Origin of the sequence: Escherichia sp. MOD1-EC7011 (assembly GCF_002965005.1) — a bacterium.
Lineage (GTDB): Bacteria > Pseudomonadota > Gammaproteobacteria > Enterobacterales > Enterobacteriaceae > Escherichia > Escherichia ruysiae.
Genome location: NZ_PTRD01000064.1, coordinates 1 through 16,278, shown reverse-complemented (window position 1 = coordinate 16,278; position 16,278 = coordinate 1). Strand labels below are relative to the sequence as shown.

Below are 16,278 nucleotides of genomic sequence, written 5' to 3'. Positions count from 1 at the left end.
CAGAGGGCTAACAACGCTGATAGCAGACAAAAAGAAGAAAAAAGGGATCAAGGCTTCATTTTCTGTATCTCTTTCCCCTTGACTATCAAGACTTGCCTCGATCCCCCCTGACCGTTAAGCTTTGCGTTCTAACATAAAAACATCATTTATTATTTGTAAGGTAAGGGAAACCATCATGGAGATCTCCTGGGGCCGCGCGTTATGGCGCAATTTTTTGGGTCAGTCACCTGACTGGTACAAACTTGCCCTTATTATTTTCTTAATTGTTAACCCATTAATTTTCCTCATCAGCCCCTTTGTTGCTGGCTGGCTGCTTGTCGCGGAATTTATTTTCACTCTGGCGATGGCTCTGAAATGCTATCCGCTGCTCCCCGGCGGTCTGTTGGCTATCGAAGCTGTCTTCATCGGCATGACCAGTGCGGAACACGTCCGTGAAGAAGTGGCGGCAAATCTTGAAGTCTTGCTGTTACTGATGTTTATGGTGGCGGGCATCTATTTTATGAAACAGCTTCTGCTGTTCATATTTACCCGTTTACTGTTAAGCATTCGCTCCAAAATGCTGCTGTCGCTCTCTTTTTGCATGGCGGCGGCGTTTCTCTCTGCGTTCCTCGATGCCTTAACCGTCGTTGCCGTAGTGATCAGTGTTGCAGTTGGTTTTTATGGCATTTATCACCGCGTAGCTTCTTCCCGCACCGAAGATACCGACCTGCAAGACGACAGCCATATCGACAAGCATTACAAAGTGGTTCTGGAGCAGTTCCGTGGCTTTCTGCGTAGCCTGATGATGCATGCGGGTGTCGGCACTGCATTAGGCGGCGTGATGACTATGGTAGGCGAACCACAGAACCTGATCATTGCCAAAGCTGCTGGCTGGCATTTTGGCGATTTCTTCCTGCGCATGTCACCGGTGACCGTCCCTGTCCTGATTTGCGGCCTGTTAACCTGCCTGCTGGTGGAGAAGCTGCGTTGGTTTGGCTACGGCGAAACGCTGCCGGAGAAAGTCCGCGAAGTGCTGCAACAGTTTGACGATCAAAGCCGTCTCCAGCGTACACGTCAGGATAAAATTCGTCTGATTGTCCAGGCGATTATCGGCGTCTGGCTGGTCACCGCGCTGGCTTTGCATCTGGCAGAGGTCGGCTTGATTGGTTTGTCTGTCATTATTCTGGCGACATCACTGACCGGTGTAACTGATGAACATGCTATCGGCAAAGCCTTCACCGAGTCTCTGCCATTCACCGCACTGTTGACGGTCTTTTTCTCGGTAGTGGCGGTGATTATCGACCAACAACTGTTCTCCCCAATTATCCAGTTTGTATTGCAGGCATCAGAACACGCTCAGCTATCGCTGTTCTATATCTTCAACGGTTTGCTGTCTTCCATTTCGGATAACGTCTTTGTAGGGACGATTTATATCAACGAAGCAAAAGCGGCAATGGAAAGCGGCGCGATTACACTGAAGCAATATGAACTGCTGGCAGTCGCCATTAACACCGGAACCAACCTGCCCTCCGTCGCCACGCCGAACGGACAGGCTGCGTTCTTATTCCTGTTGACCTCAGCACTCGCGCCATTAATACGTCTTTCTTATGGCCGCATGGTGTGGATGGCTCTGCCCTACACTCTCGTACTGACCCTCGTCGGATTACTCTGCGTAGAGTTTACGCTTGCTCCTGTAACTGAATGGTTTATGCAAATGGGGTGGATTGCAACGCTTTGATAACAACTTACCGGGCATATTTATGCCCGGTTTGCCTTTCCGCCCGATAATTGTTCAATTACATCCTATTTTTACTCCCTCCTGGTGGCGCAACGAATGAATTGGTTTAAACTGCGCATTCGATGCATATTGCAGGGAAATTATTATGTTGCGATTTTTGAACCAATGTTCACAAGGCCGGGGGGCGTGGCTGTTAATGGCGTTTACCGCTCTGGCTCTGGAACTGACGGCGCTGTGGTTCCAGCATGTGATGTTACTTAAACCTTGCGTGCTCTGTATTTATGAACGCTGTGCGTTATTCGGCATTCTGGGCGCCGCGCTGATTGGCGCTATCGCCCCGAAAACTCCGCTGCGTTATGTGGCGATGATCATCTGGCTGTATAGTGCTTTTCGTGGCGTGCAATTAACTTACGAGCACACCATGCTCCAGCTCTATCCTTCACCGTTTATGACCTGTGATTTCATGGTTAGATTCCCGGACTGGCTGCCGCTGGATAAATGGGTGCCACAAGTGTTTGTCGCCTCTGGCGATTGCGCTGAGCGTCAGTGGGATTTTTTAGGCCTGGATATGCCGCAGTGGCTGCTCGGTATTTTTGTTGCTTACCTGATTGTCGCAGTGCTGGTGGTACTCTCTCAGCCGTTTAAAGCGAAAAAACGTGACCTGTTTGGTCGCTAATCAATTCGGCGCTCCTGCGGGAGCGCCTGTCTGGCTTCACCTTGCCGAGAGCTTAATATTGGGTGCGGTGCAGATGCCTTGCCCGGCCTACAGCATTTCTGGCGGCGTAATCCCGAAGTGGTTCCAGGCACGCACTGTCGCCATACGCCCGCGCGGCGTCCGCTGCAAAAAGCCCTGCTGAATCAAATAAGGTTCCAGCACATCCTCAATAGTTTCACGCTCTTCGCCAATGGCCGCTGCCAGGTTATCCAGGCCAACCGGCCCACCGAAGAATTTATCGATCACCGCCAGCAATAACTTGCGATCCATATAATCGAAACCTTCAGCATCAACGTTCAGCATATCCAGCGCCTGAGCAGCGATATCTGCCGAGATGGTGCCATCATGCTTCACTTCGGCGAAATCTCGCACACGACGCAGCAGGCGGTTGGCGATACGTGGCGTACCTCGCGCCCGGCGAGCCACTTCCAGCGCGCCATCATCACTCATCTCAAGCCCCATAAACCGTGCGCTACGACTGACGATATATTGCAAATCAGGCACCTGGTAAAACTCCAGGCGCTGCACAATACCGAAACGGTCACGCAGTGGCGATGTCAATGAACCAGCACGCGTTGTCGCGCCAATCAGGGTGAACGGGGGGAGATCGATTTTAATTGAACGCGCTGCCGGGCCTTCACCAATCATAATATCCAACTGGTAGTCTTCCATGGCTGGATACAGCACTTCTTCCACCACAGGCGAAAGACGGTGGATCTCATCAATAAACAACACATCGTGTGGTTCAAGGTTGGTGAGCATCGCCGCCAGATCACCCGCCTTTTCCAGTACCGGGCCGGACGTGGTGCGTAAATTGACGCCCATTTCATTGGCGACGATGTTGGCAAGTGTGGTTTTACCCAGACCCGGAGGACCAAAAATCAATAGATGATCAAGGGCATCGCCGCGCAGTTTCGCCGCTTTGATGAAAATTTCCATCTGTGAACGAACCTGCGGCTGACCAACATACTCTTCCAGTAGTTTGGGGCGAATGGCGCGATCTGCCACATCTTCCGGCAAAGTCGTACCGGCAGAAATCAGACGGTCTGCTTCAATCATCCTTTACCTCATAACGCGGCGCGCAGGGCTTCGCGAATTAATGTTTCACTGCTGGCATCAGGGCGAGCGATTTTGCTCACCATGCGGCTGGCTTCTTGTGGTTTATAGCCCAGCGCCACCAGCGCAGCAACAGCTTCCTGTTCGGCATCGTCGGTTGCCGGGCTTGCCGGTGAGGTCAATACCAGATCGGCAGCCGGTGTGAACAGATCGCCATGCAGACCTTTAAAGCGATCTTTCATTTCAACGATCAGGCGTTCAGCAGTTTTCTTACCAATGCCAGGTAATTTCACCAGTGCCGCAGGTTCTTCACGCTCAACGGCATTTACAAACTGCTGCGCTGACATACCCGAGAGGATAGCCAGTGCCAGTTTCGGTCCCACGCCGTTAGTTTTGATCAACTCTTTAAATAACGTGCGCTCTTGTTTGTTGTTAAAACCATACAGTAGCTGCGCATCTTCACGCACCACAAAGTGGGTGAAAACAATCGCTTCCTGGCCCGCTTCAGGGAGTTCATAAAAACAGGTCATCGGCATATGCACTTCATAGCCTACGCCGCCCACTTCAAGTAACACCAGCGGGGGTTGTTTTTCCAGAATGATGCCTCTCAGCCTGCCTATCACATGACGCTCCTGCGTAATGAATCAAAGATAAGGCTGTATGATAAAAAAATGCTGGATAGATATCCAGCGAAGGATGAAGAAAAATTGCGAGTCGTCTCGATGAACTGAAAAATGGCGCAGTATAATTGATCCGCTAAGCCATATTTATAATAAATATTTTAATGTTAAATATTTAGTGGATAAATCTACAAAAAATAAACCTTTCTGCTCCTGCAAAAAAATATTTTTTATGGTATTACGCATATTCATATTATTTCAATGGAATGACAAAGTGAAAATTAATTACCCTTCTGAATATGAAGTTGGCGATATTGTATTTACATGTATAGGTGCTGCATTATTTGGTCAAATATCTGCCGCATCAAATTACTGGAGTAATCACGTCGGGATCATTATCGGTCATGACAGCGATGATTATCTGGTCGCAGAAAGCCGTGTTCCCCTTTCCACCATAACCACACTGTCCCGCTTTATTAAACGCTCTGCTAACCAACGCTATGCAGTAAAGCGATTAGGTGCCGGGCTAACAGAACAGCAAAAACAACGGCTGGTAGAACAGGTTCCCTCCCGGCTACGCAAGCTCTACCATACCGGTTTTAAATACGAATCTTCCCGCCAGTTCTGTTCAAAATTCGTTTTTGATATTTATAAAGAGGCGCTATGTATCCCGGTGGATGAAATAGAGACATTTGAAGAACTGTTAAACAGCAATCCGAATGCAAAACTCACCTTCTGGAAATTCTGGTTTTTAGGTTCGATTCCGTGGGCGCGTAAAACGGTCACTCCAGCGAGTTTGTGGCATCATCCGGATCTGGCGTTAATACATGCAGAAGGAGTAGTAACGCCTCAGCAAGAACTGACCGAGGCGGTATAACTTAACGCAGTCGCCCGCGAGCCAGATTCAGCCTCGATTCGCTCATCTGCATCGCATTCTGGCTGACATGGCAGTGGGTGATGGCAATCGCCAGCGCATCGGCGGCGTCCGCCTGTGGGTTGGCGGGTAGTTTTAGCAAAGTGCGCACCATATGCTGCACCTGGCTTTTTTCGGCACTACCAATACCTACCACCGTTTGCTTTACCTGACGTGCCGCATATTCAAATACTGGCAATTCCTGATTCACCGCCGCCACAATCGCCACGCCGCGTGCCTGCCCCAGTTTCAGGGCAGAGTCGGCATTCTTCGCCATAAAGACTTGTTCGATTGCGAAATAATCGGGCTGGAACTGGGTGATGATTTCCGTCACGCCCGCATAGATGAGCTTCAGACGAGACGGTAAATCATCCACTTTGGTGCGTATGCATCCACTGCCCAGGTAGGACAGTTGCCTGCCCACCTGACGGATAACGCCGTAGCCGGTAACGCGCGAACCCGGGTCAATACCGAGAATAATAGCCATCACGCGTCTCCGTTTTGTTGTTTAGCCGGCCTCATCAGAGGGTCGCTGCAACCTCATCAGAGATCTCACCGTTATGGTAAACTTCCTGCACGTCGTCACAGTCTTCCAGCATATCGATCAGACGCATCAGTTTCGGTGCAGTTTCTGCATCCATATCGGCTTTGGTTGACGGGATCATGGAAACTTCTGCGCTGTCTGCTTTCAGACCAGCCGCTTCCAGAGCATCACGTACTTTACCCATCTCTTCCCATGCAGTGTAGACGTCGATTGCGCCGTCATCATAGGTCACAACGTCTTCTGCACCTGCTTCCAGCGCCGCTTCCATGATGGTGTCTTCATCACCTTTCTCGAAGGAGATCACACCTTTTTTGCTGAACAGATAGGCTACGGAACCGTCAGTACCGAGGTTGCCGCCACATTTGCTGAATGCGTGACGCACTTCAGCAACAGTACGGTTACGGTTGTCAGACAGACATTCAATCATGATTGCAGTGCCGCCAGGACCGTAACCTTCGTAGATGATGGTTTCCATGTTCGCATCATCATCACCGCCCACACCACGTGCAATTGCGCGGTTCAGAGTGTCACGGGTCATGTTGTTAGACAGTGCTTTATCAATGGCCGCACGCAGACGCGGGTTAGCATCCGGATCGCCGCCGCCCAGTTTAGCTGCGGTCACCAGCTCACGAATGATTTTAGTGAAGATTTTACCGCGCTTAGCATCCTGCGCGGCTTTACGATGTCTGGTGTTGGCCCATTTACTATGACCTGCCATAAAAAATATCTCCAAATAGCCCTGCCTGTTCAGGCAGCGTTAATTACATACTCTTCAATCGCCTGCCGGTTGCTCCATGACTTAGTGAGCGCCGCCGCAGCAGGCGCATCAAGCCACTTGTAGGCCAGATGTTCAGTAAAAACAATCTGACGTTCGTGCGGAAGCGCAAGGCAGAACCATGATTCTGTATTGCGCGTCACGCCCGGCGCATAGCGATGACGTAAATGTGAAAAAATTTCAAACTCTACCGTGCGCTGACAGTCAATTAAGGTCAGTTGTTCAGCCACAACATCAATGGTGACCTCTTCCTTTACTTCGCGCATGGCAGCTTGCGGCGCGGTTTCACCCTCTTCCACGCTGCCGGTTACCGACTGCCAGAAATCGGGATCGTCACGCCGCTGTAACATCAGCACCCGTTTCGTATCTTGTGCATAGATGACCACTAAGATCGAAACGGGACGCTTATAAGTCATATCAATTATTCTCAGCCTTCTTCACAACCTGAATGCTCAGCTCAGCCAGAGCCGTCGGGTTAGCAAAGCTCGGTGCTTCAGTCATCAGACACGCTGCCGCTGTGGTTTTCGGGAAGGCGATAACGTCACGGATGTTGTCAGTGCCGGTCAGCAGCATAGTCAGACGGTCAAGACCAAATGCCAGACCTGCGTGCGGCGGAGTGCCATATTTCAGGGCGTCGAGCAGGAAGCCGAATTTCTCGCGCTGTTCCTCTTCGGTGATACCCAGAATGCCAAATACAGTCTGTTGCATATCACCATTATGGATACGCACAGAACCACCGCCCACTTCGTAACCATTGATGACCATATCGTAAGCGTTCGCCACCGCATTTTCCGGTACCGCTTTCAGCTCGGCAGCAGTCATGTCTTTCGGTGCGGTGAACGGATGGTGCATCGCGGTCAGGCCGCCTTCGCCATCGTCTTCAAACATCGGGAAGTCGATAACCCACAGCGGCGCCCATTTGCTTTCGTCGGTCAGACCAAGGTCTTTACCCACTTTCAGGCGCAGTGCGCCCATCGCGTCGGCTACAATTTTCTTGTTGTCGGCACCGAAGAAAATCATATCGCCATCTTGCGCGGCAGTACGATCCAGGATGGCTTCAATGATTTCAGCATTGAGGAACTTAGCTACCGGGCTGTTGATACCCTCCAGACCTTTCGCACGTTCGTTAACTTTGATGTAAGCCAGACCTTTCGCGCCATAGATTTTGACGAAGTTACCGTATTCATCGATCTGCTTACGGGTCAGCGATGCACCGCCCGGAACACGCAGAGCAGCAACGCGGCCTTTCGGATCGTTCGCTGGACCCGCGAATACCGCAAATTCAACAGATTTCAGCAGATCAGCAACGTCGGTCAGTTCCATCGGGTTACGCAGATCCGGTTTATCGGAACCGTAACGGCGTTCGGCTTCCGCAAAGGTCATTACCGGGAAATCGCCCAGATCCACGCCCTTCACTTCCAGCCACAGATGACGCACCAGAGCTTCCATTACCTCACGCACTTGCGGCGCGGTCATGAAAGAAGTTTCCACATCGATCTGGGTAAATTCTGGCTGACGGTCAGCACGCAGGTCTTCGTCACGGAAGCATTTTACAATCTGATAATAACGGTCGAAACCGGACATCATCAGCAACTGTTTGAACAACTGCGGAGATTGCGGCAGCGCGTAGAATTTGCCTTTATGCACACGAGAAGGCACCAGGTAGTCACGCGCGCCTTCCGGCGTCGCTTTGGTCAGCATCGGGGTTTCGATGTCGAGGAAGCCGTGGTCGTCCATAAAACGGCGCACCAGGCTGGTAATTTTTGCACGGGTTTTCAGGCGCTGAGCCATTTCCGGGCGACGCAGATCAAGATAGCGGTATTTCAGACGCGCTTCTTCGGTGTTGACGTGGTTAGAGTCAAGCGGCAGAACGTCTGCGCGGTTGATGATGGTCAGCGAGGACGCCAGCACTTCGATTTCGCCGGTCGCCATATCGCGGTTGATATTTTTTTCGTCACGCGCACGCACGGTGCCCGTTACCTGAATGCAGAACTCATTACGCAGTTCAGAGGCCAGCTTTAACGCGTCCGCACGATCCGGATCGAAAAATACCTGCACGATACCTTCGCGGTCGCGCATATCGATGAAGATCAGGCTACCAAGATCACGACGACGGTTGACCCAACCACACAGAGTCACCTGCTGCCCCACGTGGGACAAACGGAGCTGTCCACAATATTCTGTACGCATGAGATATCCCTTAACTTAGCTGCCGGCGGACGTCCCCTGCTGCGCAGGTGACCTAAGTCGCAGCGTTAGCTGTATGTCACAACTGAATGAAAAAAGGCGGCTATTATACTGGAAATTCTGCCGCACCGTAAGAGTCTGGCCCGCTCTGGAACGACTCGTTACCACTTTATATCAGGCCTGAAATCAGACTCTACCCTTGTTTGCTATAAAGGTGTTGCCTGAGCACATAAAAATTAACAAAATTTGTCGTTCTGCCATCGGCTAATCGCATTAAGGTGAGAGGCTCGATTTTGTTTTATCTGGAGTCATCATGCTTGAACTGAATGCTAAAACCACTGCGCTGGTGGTGATTGATTTACAAGAAGGCATCTTACCGTTTGCCGGTGGTCCGCACACTGCTGAAGATGTCGTTAATCGCGCCGGGAAGCTGGCGGCGAAATTTCGAACTAACGGTCAGCCTGTGTTTCTGGTGCGCGTCGGCTGGTCTGCCGATTACGCCGAAGCATTAAAACAGCCAGTTGATGCTCCCTCACCAGCCAGAACGTTGCCGGAAAACTGGTGGCAACATCCTGCAGCATTAGGTGTAACCGGCAGCGATATCGAAATCATCAAACGTCAATGGGGGGCGTTTTACGGTACGGATCTGGAGTTGCAATTACGCCGTCGTGGCATTGACACCATCGTCTTATGTGGGATCTCAACCAATATTGGCGTCGAATCAACTGCCCGCAATGCCTGGGAGCTGGGCTTTAATCTGGTGATTGCCGAAGACGCCTGTAGTGCAGCCAGCACCGAACAGCACAATAACAGCATCAACCATATCTACCCGCGCATTGCCCGCGTGCGTCGCGTGGAAGAGATCCTCAACGCATTATGATTTACATCGGTCTGCCGCAATGGTCGCATTCAAAATGGGTGCGTTTGGGGATCTCCAGCCTGGAAGAGTATGCCCGCCACTTTAACTGTGTGGAGGGCAACACCACCCTTTATGCTCTGCCAAAGCAGGAAGTGGTTCTGCGTTGGCGCGAGCAGATCACCGATGATTTTCGTTTTTGTTTTAAATTTCCGGCAACCATTTCGCATCAGGCAGCATTGCGGCATTGCGATGATTTAGTGACTGAATTTTTGACCCGTATGTCGCCGTTAGCGCCGCGCATTGGACAATACTGGCTGCAATTGCCCGCCACGTTTGCTCCACGGGATCTGCCTGCGCTATGGCACTTTCTCGATTCTCTTCCTGGCGAATTTACCTATGGTGTGGAAGTCCGCCATCCGCAGTTTTTCACCAAAGGCGAAGAAGAACAAACGCTTAATCGAGGTTTGCATCAACGCAGCGTTAATCGGGTGATTTTAGACAGCCGTCCGGTTCATGCAGCACGTCCGCATAATGAAGCCATTCGCGATGCGCAACGGAAAAAACCGAAAGTTCCGGTACATGCCGTGTTGACGGCAAAGAATCCGCTGATCCGTTTTATCGGTAGCGATGATATGACACAAAACCGGGAATTATTTCAGGTCTGGTTGCAAAAATTAGCGCAATGGCAACAGACCACCACGCCTTATCTTTTCCTGCATACACCTGATATCGCCCAGGCACCGGAACTGGTACATACTCTGTGGGAAGACTTGCGTAAAACACTCCCAGAGATCGGAGCAGTTCCGGCTATTCCACAGCAATCTTCTCTTTTCTGAAATTGCCACCTATCATAGACAAGTGCCATCGGCCATTTTAAAGGGAGTTTGTATGGTAAGCGCGCTGTATGCCGTTTTAGGTGCGTTGTTATTAATGAAGTTCTCTTTCGATGTTGTTCGCCTGCGTTTGCAATATCGCGTTGCCTATGGCGACGGCGGTTTTAGCGAACTGCAAAGCGCCATTCGCATTCACGGTAACGCGGTGGAATATATTCCCATCGCGATTGTGTTGATGCTGTTTATGGAAATGAATGGCGCAGAAACCTGGATGGTGCATATTTGCGGCATCGTTTTGCTTGCTGGTCGTCTGATGCATTATTACGGTTTTCATCACCGTCTGTTCCGCTGGCGACGTTCCGGCATGAGCGCCACCTGGTGTGCGCTGTTGCTGATGGTGCTGGCGAATCTTTGGTATATGCCCTGGGAGTTGGTTTTCTCCCTGCGTTAGCGCACAATACGCCACTTTCTTTTTCCCGGATTTTTACGTTATGTCTCACCGCGACACGCTATTTTCTGCCCCTATCGCCAGACTGGGCGACTGGACCTTTGATGAACGGGTAGCTGAAGTCTTCCCGGATATGATCCAGCGTTCCGTTCCCGGCTATTCCAATATTATTTCCATGATTGGTATGTTAGCCGAACGCTTCGTTCAACCTGGTACGCAGGTTTACGATCTGGGTTGTTCTCTGGGCGCGGCGACGCTCTCGGTGCGTCGCAACATTCATCATGATAATTGCAAAATTATTGCCATCGACAACTCCCCGGCGATGATTGAACGCTGCCGTCGTCATATCGATGCATACAAAGCGCCGACACCTGTAGACGTGATCGAAGGTGACATTCGCGATATCGCTATTGAAAACGCGTCAATGGTGGTACTGAATTTTACCCTGCAATTCCTGGAACCTTCCGAGCGCCAGGCGTTACTGGATAAAATTTATCAAGGGCTGAACCCAGGCGGCGCGCTGGTGCTTTCGGAAAAATTCAGTTTTGAAGATGCCAAAGTTGGTGAACTGCTCTTCAACATGCACCACGACTTTAAACGAGCCAACGGTTACAGTGAGCTGGAAATCAGCCAGAAGCGCAGCATGTTAGAAAACGTAATGCTGACCGATTCTGTTGAAACCCACAAAGCGCGTCTGCATCAAGCCGGGTTTGAACATAGCGAGCTATGGTTCCAGTGCTTTAACTTTGGTTCGCTGGTGGCATTAAAAGCAGAGGACGCTGCATGATCGACTTTGGTAACTTTTATTCTCTGATTGCCAAAAATCACCTTTCGCACTGGCTGGAAACACTGCCCGCGCAGATTGCTAACTGGCAGCGCGAGCAGCAGCACGGGTTGTTTAAGCAGTGGTCAAATGCGGTGGAGTTTCTGCCTGAAATTAAACCGTATCGTCTTGATTTACTGCATAGCGTGACGGCAGAAAGCGAAGAGCCGCTGAGTGCCGGGCAAATTAAACGCATTGAAACCCTGATGCGCAACCTGATGCCGTGGCGCAAAGGGCCGTTCTCGCTGTATGGCGTTAACATTGATACCGAATGGCGTTCCGACTGGAAATGGGATCGTGTTCTGCCCCATCTCTCTGATTTGACCGGGCGCACGATCCTCGATGTCGGCTGCGGCAGCGGTTATCACATGTGGCGCATGATCGGCGCAGGCGCGCACCTCGCGGTGGGGATCGACCCGACCCAACTTTTCCTCTGCCAGTTTGAAGCGGTGCGCAAACTGCTGGGTAACGATCAGCGCGCTCATCTGTTACCGTTAGGTATTGAACAGCTTCCGGCACTGAAAGCCTTTGATACCGTCTTTTCGATGGGTGTGCTGTACCATCGCCGTTCGCCGCTGGAGCATCTCTGGCAGTTGAAAGATCAGCTGGTGAATGAGGGTGAACTGGTGCTTGAAACGCTGGTTATTGATGGCGACGAAAACACGGTACTGGTGCCGGGCGATCGTTACGCGCAAATGCGTAATGTCTACTTTATTCCCTCGGCGCTGGCGCTGAAAAACTGGCTGAAGAAGTGTGGTTTTGTTGATATCCGCATTGCGGACGTGAGCGTCACTACAACAGAAGAGCAGCGTCGCACTGAATGGATGGTTACCGAGTCTCTGTCCGATTTCCTCGACCCGCATGATCCGGGTAAAACGGTAGAAGGTTATCCCGCGCCTAAACGCGCAGTGCTGATTGCACGTAAGCCGTAAAAATTTAGCGCCCATTTCCGGGCGCTATTCACTTCTTACGCCTGAATGGCTGGCTGATCAAACGCCGTTAACTTCGGCGCATTGCCCGTGTATTTTTCGATATACACCAACGAGGTGTTACCGGCACAGGCATTCGCCAGCTGCGAGCTGGGAATATCCGCCGTTAACACGTTTGCGCAGCCGTTTTTACACAAGCCATTCTCCAGATCCGGCCATGCGCCTTCATGCACGCACACCACGCCTTTTTTGATCCCGTCAGTCACCACGGCTCCCGTCAGGATCTGACCGCGTTTGTTCCAGACGCGTACCAGATCGCCGTTCGCAATGCCAAAGCGAGCAGCATCTTCTGTATGAATAGTGAGCGGCTCACGATCGGCAACCGCATATTTTTTACGCAGTTCCGCATAGTTAAGCTGACTGTGTAAACGATGTGCCGGATGCGCGGTCAGAAGCTGCAACTGCTTCTCGTCGGCGGTGCCTTTCCACTCATCAGGTGCAAGCCAGGTTGGGTGTGCCGGGCAATCCTTATAAGCAAATTTTTCCAGCGTTTTGGAATAGATCTCAATTTTGCCGCTTGGCGTACCCAGCGCATTTTTCACCGGATCGGCGCGGAAATCGCCATAGCGAACATATTGCTCGTTCTTCTCGCTGCGGCGCATTTCAAGCAGTTGATTTTGCTGCCAGAAAGCATTAAACATCGGCATAGTGACGCGTTGCGCACGCGCACCTTTCTGAGCGGCATCATAGAAAAATTTCAGCCACGCCATTTCATCTTTACCTTCGGTATAGATCTCTTTTCCGCCAGGTTTCAGTAATTCCGCAAGATCAGCAAACACGTCAAAATCGTTACGCGCTTCAAATTGCGGCGCAACCACTTGCTTCATCGGTACGATGTGCTGGTTGCTGTAGTCGCCGGTCATCGTCAGGTCATTGCGCTCAAACGATGTGGTGATCGGTAATACGATATCCGCGTGTTTAGCTGCTGCCGTCCAGTAACATTCAGAAACGACGATCAGCTCTGGTTTCTGCCAGGCTTTGATCAGACGATTGGTATCCTGGTGATGGGTGAAATTACCGCCGCCAGCCCACCAGATCATTTTGATATTTGGGTAAGTTTGTTCTTTACCGTTGTGCTGATATTTGCCGCCAGGATTTTCCAGCGCATCGACAATACGGGCGACAGGGATCGCCGTCATTCCGCCATCATCAGCGGCCTCACTGGCCTGTCCGGCAATCGCCGCAGACATTTCCGGCAGTACGCCGCCAACGCGTGTTGGATTGCCACCGTTGGAGTAATGATAAGAGAAACCAAAGCCGCCGCCCGGCGTACCAATCTGCCCTAGCATGGCCGCCAGGGTCACCAGCATCCAGTGTTTCTGTTCACCGTATTGCTGGCGTTGGATTCCCCAGCCGGCCATCAGCATCGTGCGATTCGCCGCCATCAGTTCGGCGAGTTTGACTATCTGCGCTTCCGGCACACCAGTAATTTCCGCCGCCCAAGCCGCGCTCTTCGGCGTATTATCTTTCTTGCCTGTCAGATACTCTTCAAACTGCGGATAGCCAGTGGTGTATTTTTCAAGGAACGCTTTATCGTGTTTGCCTTGTGTCAGAAGGGTATGCGCAATCCCTAACATCAGCGCCACGTCAGTCCCCATATTCGGCGCGATCCAGGTAGCGTTGTCGCCAAAGAACTCGATCGTTTCGGAACGGATAGGATCAATGGCAATCACCGGTTTGCCGGATTTCTTCAGTTGATGGAAGTACTCCAGCCCTTGCTCATCGGTACTACTCCAGGCAATTTTTAAGGTATTCAGCGGGTTCATCCCCCACAGCACCACCACCTGGCTGTTTTCCAGAATCAGCGGCCAGGAGGTCTGCTGTTCATAAACCTCCACGGAACCGACAACGTGCGGCATGATCACCTGCGCAGCTCCGGTTGAGTAATCGCCACTATGTCCTGAATAACCACCCGCCAGATTCATATAACGTTGCAGTAAAGTTTGCGCTTTATGCAACACGCCAGAAGAACGCCAGCCGTAAGATCCGGCAAAAATGGCAGATGGTCCATTGGCCTTGCGAATGCGATCGTGTTGCTCATGAATCAGTTTTAATGCCTGTTCCCAGCTCACCTGAACGTAACTGTCGTCGCCGCGACCTTTCGCCGGTTGCAGTGGATTGTCGAGATAGCTTTTTCGCACCATCGGATGCTGAATACGCGCCGTGGTATGCACCTGATCCGCCGCCGTAGATTGCAAAGAGTTCGGGATGGTCTTCGCCAGCGCGCCTGTAGAAGAAACAATTATACCGTCCCTCACTTCTACGTTCATCGCTCCCCAACGGCCTGCGGTAAGAATTTTACCGCCCTTCTCTTCTGCCCATGCAGGTAACGGTACAGCCGATGTCACCACCAGCGCCCCTGCCGCAATACCGCTATGTTTAATAAACTCACGTCTTGTTAATGTCATAACTTCCTCCCTGATCAACGAAGATCACTGTTTCTCGGTAATATCTTTAGCGTTGTACTGGAAGTACCGCGTCAAAATATCCAGTTCGTTTTCGCTCATGCTGGTTCGCGCCCCCATCCCTTTGGCAATGGACGGCCATGCATTGACGGTGTAATGATCGGCGGCAATAGGTGCATGGCAACCAGCACAATAGGTATCGTCGAGTTTTTCAGCGTATTGCCATAGCGGTTTACGGTCCGCTAATGCGGGATCGGTAAGCGTCCCCTGTAATGACGCCTTACGCCATTGATTACCGTATTCGTCAGCTTTCCATTCCCCATTTACCGTTAGCGCCTTGATACCTTCTTCGCTTAGTGTGGCTAACGCCAGTCGTTGACCTGCCGCCAGGTAGAGCGTGTTTTCACTGCCCTGCATCTGATAACCCTGCAACAGGACGAGCGGCTGTTTGCCACTGGCATCAACAACCGTAAGATCGGTGCCTGGATTCACAGTAGCCAGTTCACCTATGCGGGAAGGTTTGAAAGGATAAATATGCGCGCCATTAGTCACTGATGTGGCGGCCTGACTTTCCAGTTCATGCGCCGCGTTGTCATCCATTTTTATTTCTGGCGGAAAATGGGCAATCCCTTTGTGGCAATCAATACACGTTTCGCCATCTTTTTGCGCTTTGGTATGCATTTTCTGCGCAGCTTCACTTTGCGATGCAATATCCATGGCATCAAAAGAATGGCAACTACGGCACGTTGCAGAGTCTGAGGCTTTTAATTCTTTCCACACTGTTTCGGCCATTTCCTGACGATGGGATTCGAACTTATCGTCGCTGTCTATTTTGCCGCTAACAAATTCATGATAAATATCTTTAGATGCTTTTAATTTAGCAAATAAATAATCCATTCCTGACTTTGGAATATGGCAATCGGCACATTCAGCACGAATACCTTTTTGATTAGAGAAATGGACAGTCCCCTGATATTCCTCAAACGGTTTGCTCATTGAGTGGCAGGAAAGACAAAATGCCGTTTCCGACGTTTTGTGCAACGTTTTTTGCGCCAACAATAACCCACCGCTACCCACCACTACTGCTATGAGCAGAAAAAATAACCCAATGCGTTTTTTCCCTCGCATAGATTCCTCTAATTAAATTCCAGTACACCGAACCAGCTGTATAAATAAATATACAACGAATTAATAACTCACTAAATTCGGCACAACACTGCCTGAAATAATCGACAAAGAATATGATTTATTGCAATTTAACCATTAATTATTAAAGAAGAAACCAGCCGTTATTTTTTAATATATATTTGGCAGTTTTAATAATTTAAATTACATAGTTAATATGAATATATATAACATTTTTAGTAGCATGATTTTGCGTGCTATTACGAAGT

Annotated in this window: 16 protein-coding genes; 8 read left to right on the top strand and 8 right to left on the bottom strand. The window is 50.6% G+C overall.

Annotation, left to right across the window (positions count from 1 at the left end; genetic code table 11):
- Positions 1 to 175: 175 nt before the first annotated feature.
- Together nhaB and dsbB are read left to right on the top strand one after the other, a co-directional pair.
- Complete coding sequence (nhaB, locus tag A7098_RS22785; protein WP_000406374.1) at positions 176 to 1,717, top strand: Na(+)/H(+) antiporter NhaB; 1,542 nt, start codon at positions 176 to 178, stop codon at positions 1,715 to 1,717.
- 145 nt (positions 1,718 to 1,862) lie between these two features.
- Positions 1,863 to 2,393, top strand: coding sequence for a disulfide bond formation protein DsbB (gene dsbB / locus A7098_RS22780; protein WP_000943446.1), 531 nt, complete (start codon positions 1,863 to 1,865; stop codon positions 2,391 to 2,393).
- Between the two features lie 87 nt (positions 2,394 to 2,480).
- Here the strand turns inward: dsbB and ruvB are convergent, their stop codons facing one another.
- Both ruvB and ruvA read right to left on the bottom strand, forming a co-directional pair.
- Positions 2,481 to 3,491: a Holliday junction branch migration DNA helicase RuvB gene (ruvB, locus tag A7098_RS22775; RefSeq protein ID WP_105281471.1), complete on the bottom strand. Its 1,011-nt coding sequence runs from the start codon at positions 3,489 to 3,491 to the stop codon at positions 2,481 to 2,483.
- An 8-nt stretch (positions 3,492 to 3,499) separates the two neighbouring features.
- The gene (ruvA, locus tag A7098_RS22770) at positions 3,500 to 4,111 is read right to left on the bottom strand and encodes a Holliday junction branch migration protein RuvA (protein ID WP_000580342.1); all 612 of its coding nucleotides are present in this window, start codon (positions 4,109 to 4,111) and stop codon (positions 3,500 to 3,502) included.
- 271 nt (positions 4,112 to 4,382) lie between these two features.
- Between ruvA and A7098_RS22765 the strand changes: the two genes are divergently transcribed.
- Positions 4,383 to 4,985, top strand: a complete 603-nt coding sequence (locus A7098_RS22765) for a YebB family permuted papain-like enzyme (protein ID WP_105281470.1) — start codon at positions 4,383 to 4,385, stop codon at positions 4,983 to 4,985.
- Position 4,986: 1 nt separating this feature from the next.
- Here A7098_RS22765 and ruvC read toward each other — a convergent pair whose 3' ends face one another.
- The 4 genes from ruvC to aspS are packed head-to-tail and all read right to left on the bottom strand — an operon-like array spanning position 4,987 to position 8,530.
- Complete coding sequence (gene ruvC / locus A7098_RS22760) at positions 4,987 to 5,508, bottom strand: crossover junction endodeoxyribonuclease RuvC (RefSeq protein ID WP_001295503.1); 522 nt, start codon at positions 5,506 to 5,508, stop codon at positions 4,987 to 4,989.
- 34 nt (positions 5,509 to 5,542) lie between these two features.
- Positions 5,543 to 6,283, bottom strand: a complete 741-nt coding sequence (locus A7098_RS22755) for a YebC/PmpR family DNA-binding transcriptional regulator (protein ID WP_000907234.1) — start codon at positions 6,281 to 6,283, stop codon at positions 5,543 to 5,545.
- Positions 6,284 to 6,312: 29 nt separating this feature from the next.
- Complete coding sequence (nudB, locus tag A7098_RS22750) at positions 6,313 to 6,765, bottom strand: dihydroneopterin triphosphate diphosphatase (protein WP_105281469.1); 453 nt, start codon at positions 6,763 to 6,765, stop codon at positions 6,313 to 6,315.
- On the bottom strand, positions 6,758 to 8,530 hold the full coding sequence (gene aspS / locus A7098_RS22745) for an aspartate--tRNA ligase (RefSeq protein ID WP_105281468.1): 1,773 nt from the start codon (positions 8,528 to 8,530) through the stop codon (positions 6,758 to 6,760). The genes nudB and aspS overlap by 8 nt, the downstream gene beginning before the upstream one ends.
- A 310-nt stretch (positions 8,531 to 8,840) precedes the next feature.
- On the opposite strand from aspS, the gene A7098_RS22740 reads away from it, so the two are divergent.
- The 5 genes from A7098_RS22740 to cmoB are packed head-to-tail and all read left to right on the top strand — an operon-like array spanning position 8,841 to position 12,422.
- Entirely contained in the window at positions 8,841 to 9,407 is a 567-nt protein-coding gene (locus A7098_RS22740) for a hydrolase (protein ID WP_105279375.1), read from the top strand.
- Positions 9,404 to 10,222, top strand: a complete 819-nt coding sequence (locus tag A7098_RS22735; protein WP_105281467.1) for a DUF72 domain-containing protein — start codon at positions 9,404 to 9,406, stop codon at positions 10,220 to 10,222. Before A7098_RS22740 ends, A7098_RS22735 begins: the two co-directional genes overlap by 4 nt.
- 52 nt (positions 10,223 to 10,274) lie before the next feature.
- A complete protein-coding gene (locus tag A7098_RS22730; protein WP_010345040.1) occupies positions 10,275 to 10,670 on the top strand; it encodes an MAPEG family protein in 396 nt (131 codons plus the stop codon).
- Positions 10,671 to 10,710: 40 nt separating this feature from the next.
- Positions 10,711 to 11,454 carry a carboxy-S-adenosyl-L-methionine synthase CmoA gene (gene cmoA, locus A7098_RS22725; protein ID WP_000019591.1) on the top strand — a complete coding sequence of 248 codons (744 nt, stop codon included), beginning with the start codon at positions 10,711 to 10,713 and terminating at the stop codon, positions 11,452 to 11,454.
- Positions 11,451 to 12,422 carry a tRNA 5-methoxyuridine(34)/uridine 5-oxyacetic acid(34) synthase CmoB gene (cmoB, locus tag A7098_RS22720; protein WP_000564729.1) on the top strand — a complete coding sequence of 324 codons (972 nt, stop codon included), beginning with the start codon at positions 11,451 to 11,453 and terminating at the stop codon, positions 12,420 to 12,422. Before cmoA ends, cmoB begins: the two co-directional genes overlap by 4 nt.
- Before the next feature lie 35 nt (positions 12,423 to 12,457).
- Here cmoB and torZ read toward each other — a convergent pair whose 3' ends face one another.
- Both torZ and A7098_RS22710 read right to left on the bottom strand, forming a co-directional pair.
- Positions 12,458 to 14,887 (bottom strand): trimethylamine N-oxide reductase TorZ, encoded by a 2,430-nt coding sequence (gene torZ / locus A7098_RS22715; RefSeq protein ID WP_105281466.1) that lies wholly within the window; start codon positions 14,885 to 14,887, stop codon positions 12,458 to 12,460.
- Between the two features lie 24 nt (positions 14,888 to 14,911).
- The gene (locus tag A7098_RS22710) at positions 14,912 to 16,012 is read right to left on the bottom strand and encodes a NapC/NirT family cytochrome c (RefSeq protein WP_085460800.1); all 1,101 of its coding nucleotides are present in this window, start codon (positions 16,010 to 16,012) and stop codon (positions 14,912 to 14,914) included.
- Positions 16,013 to 16,278: the final 266 nt, after the last annotated feature.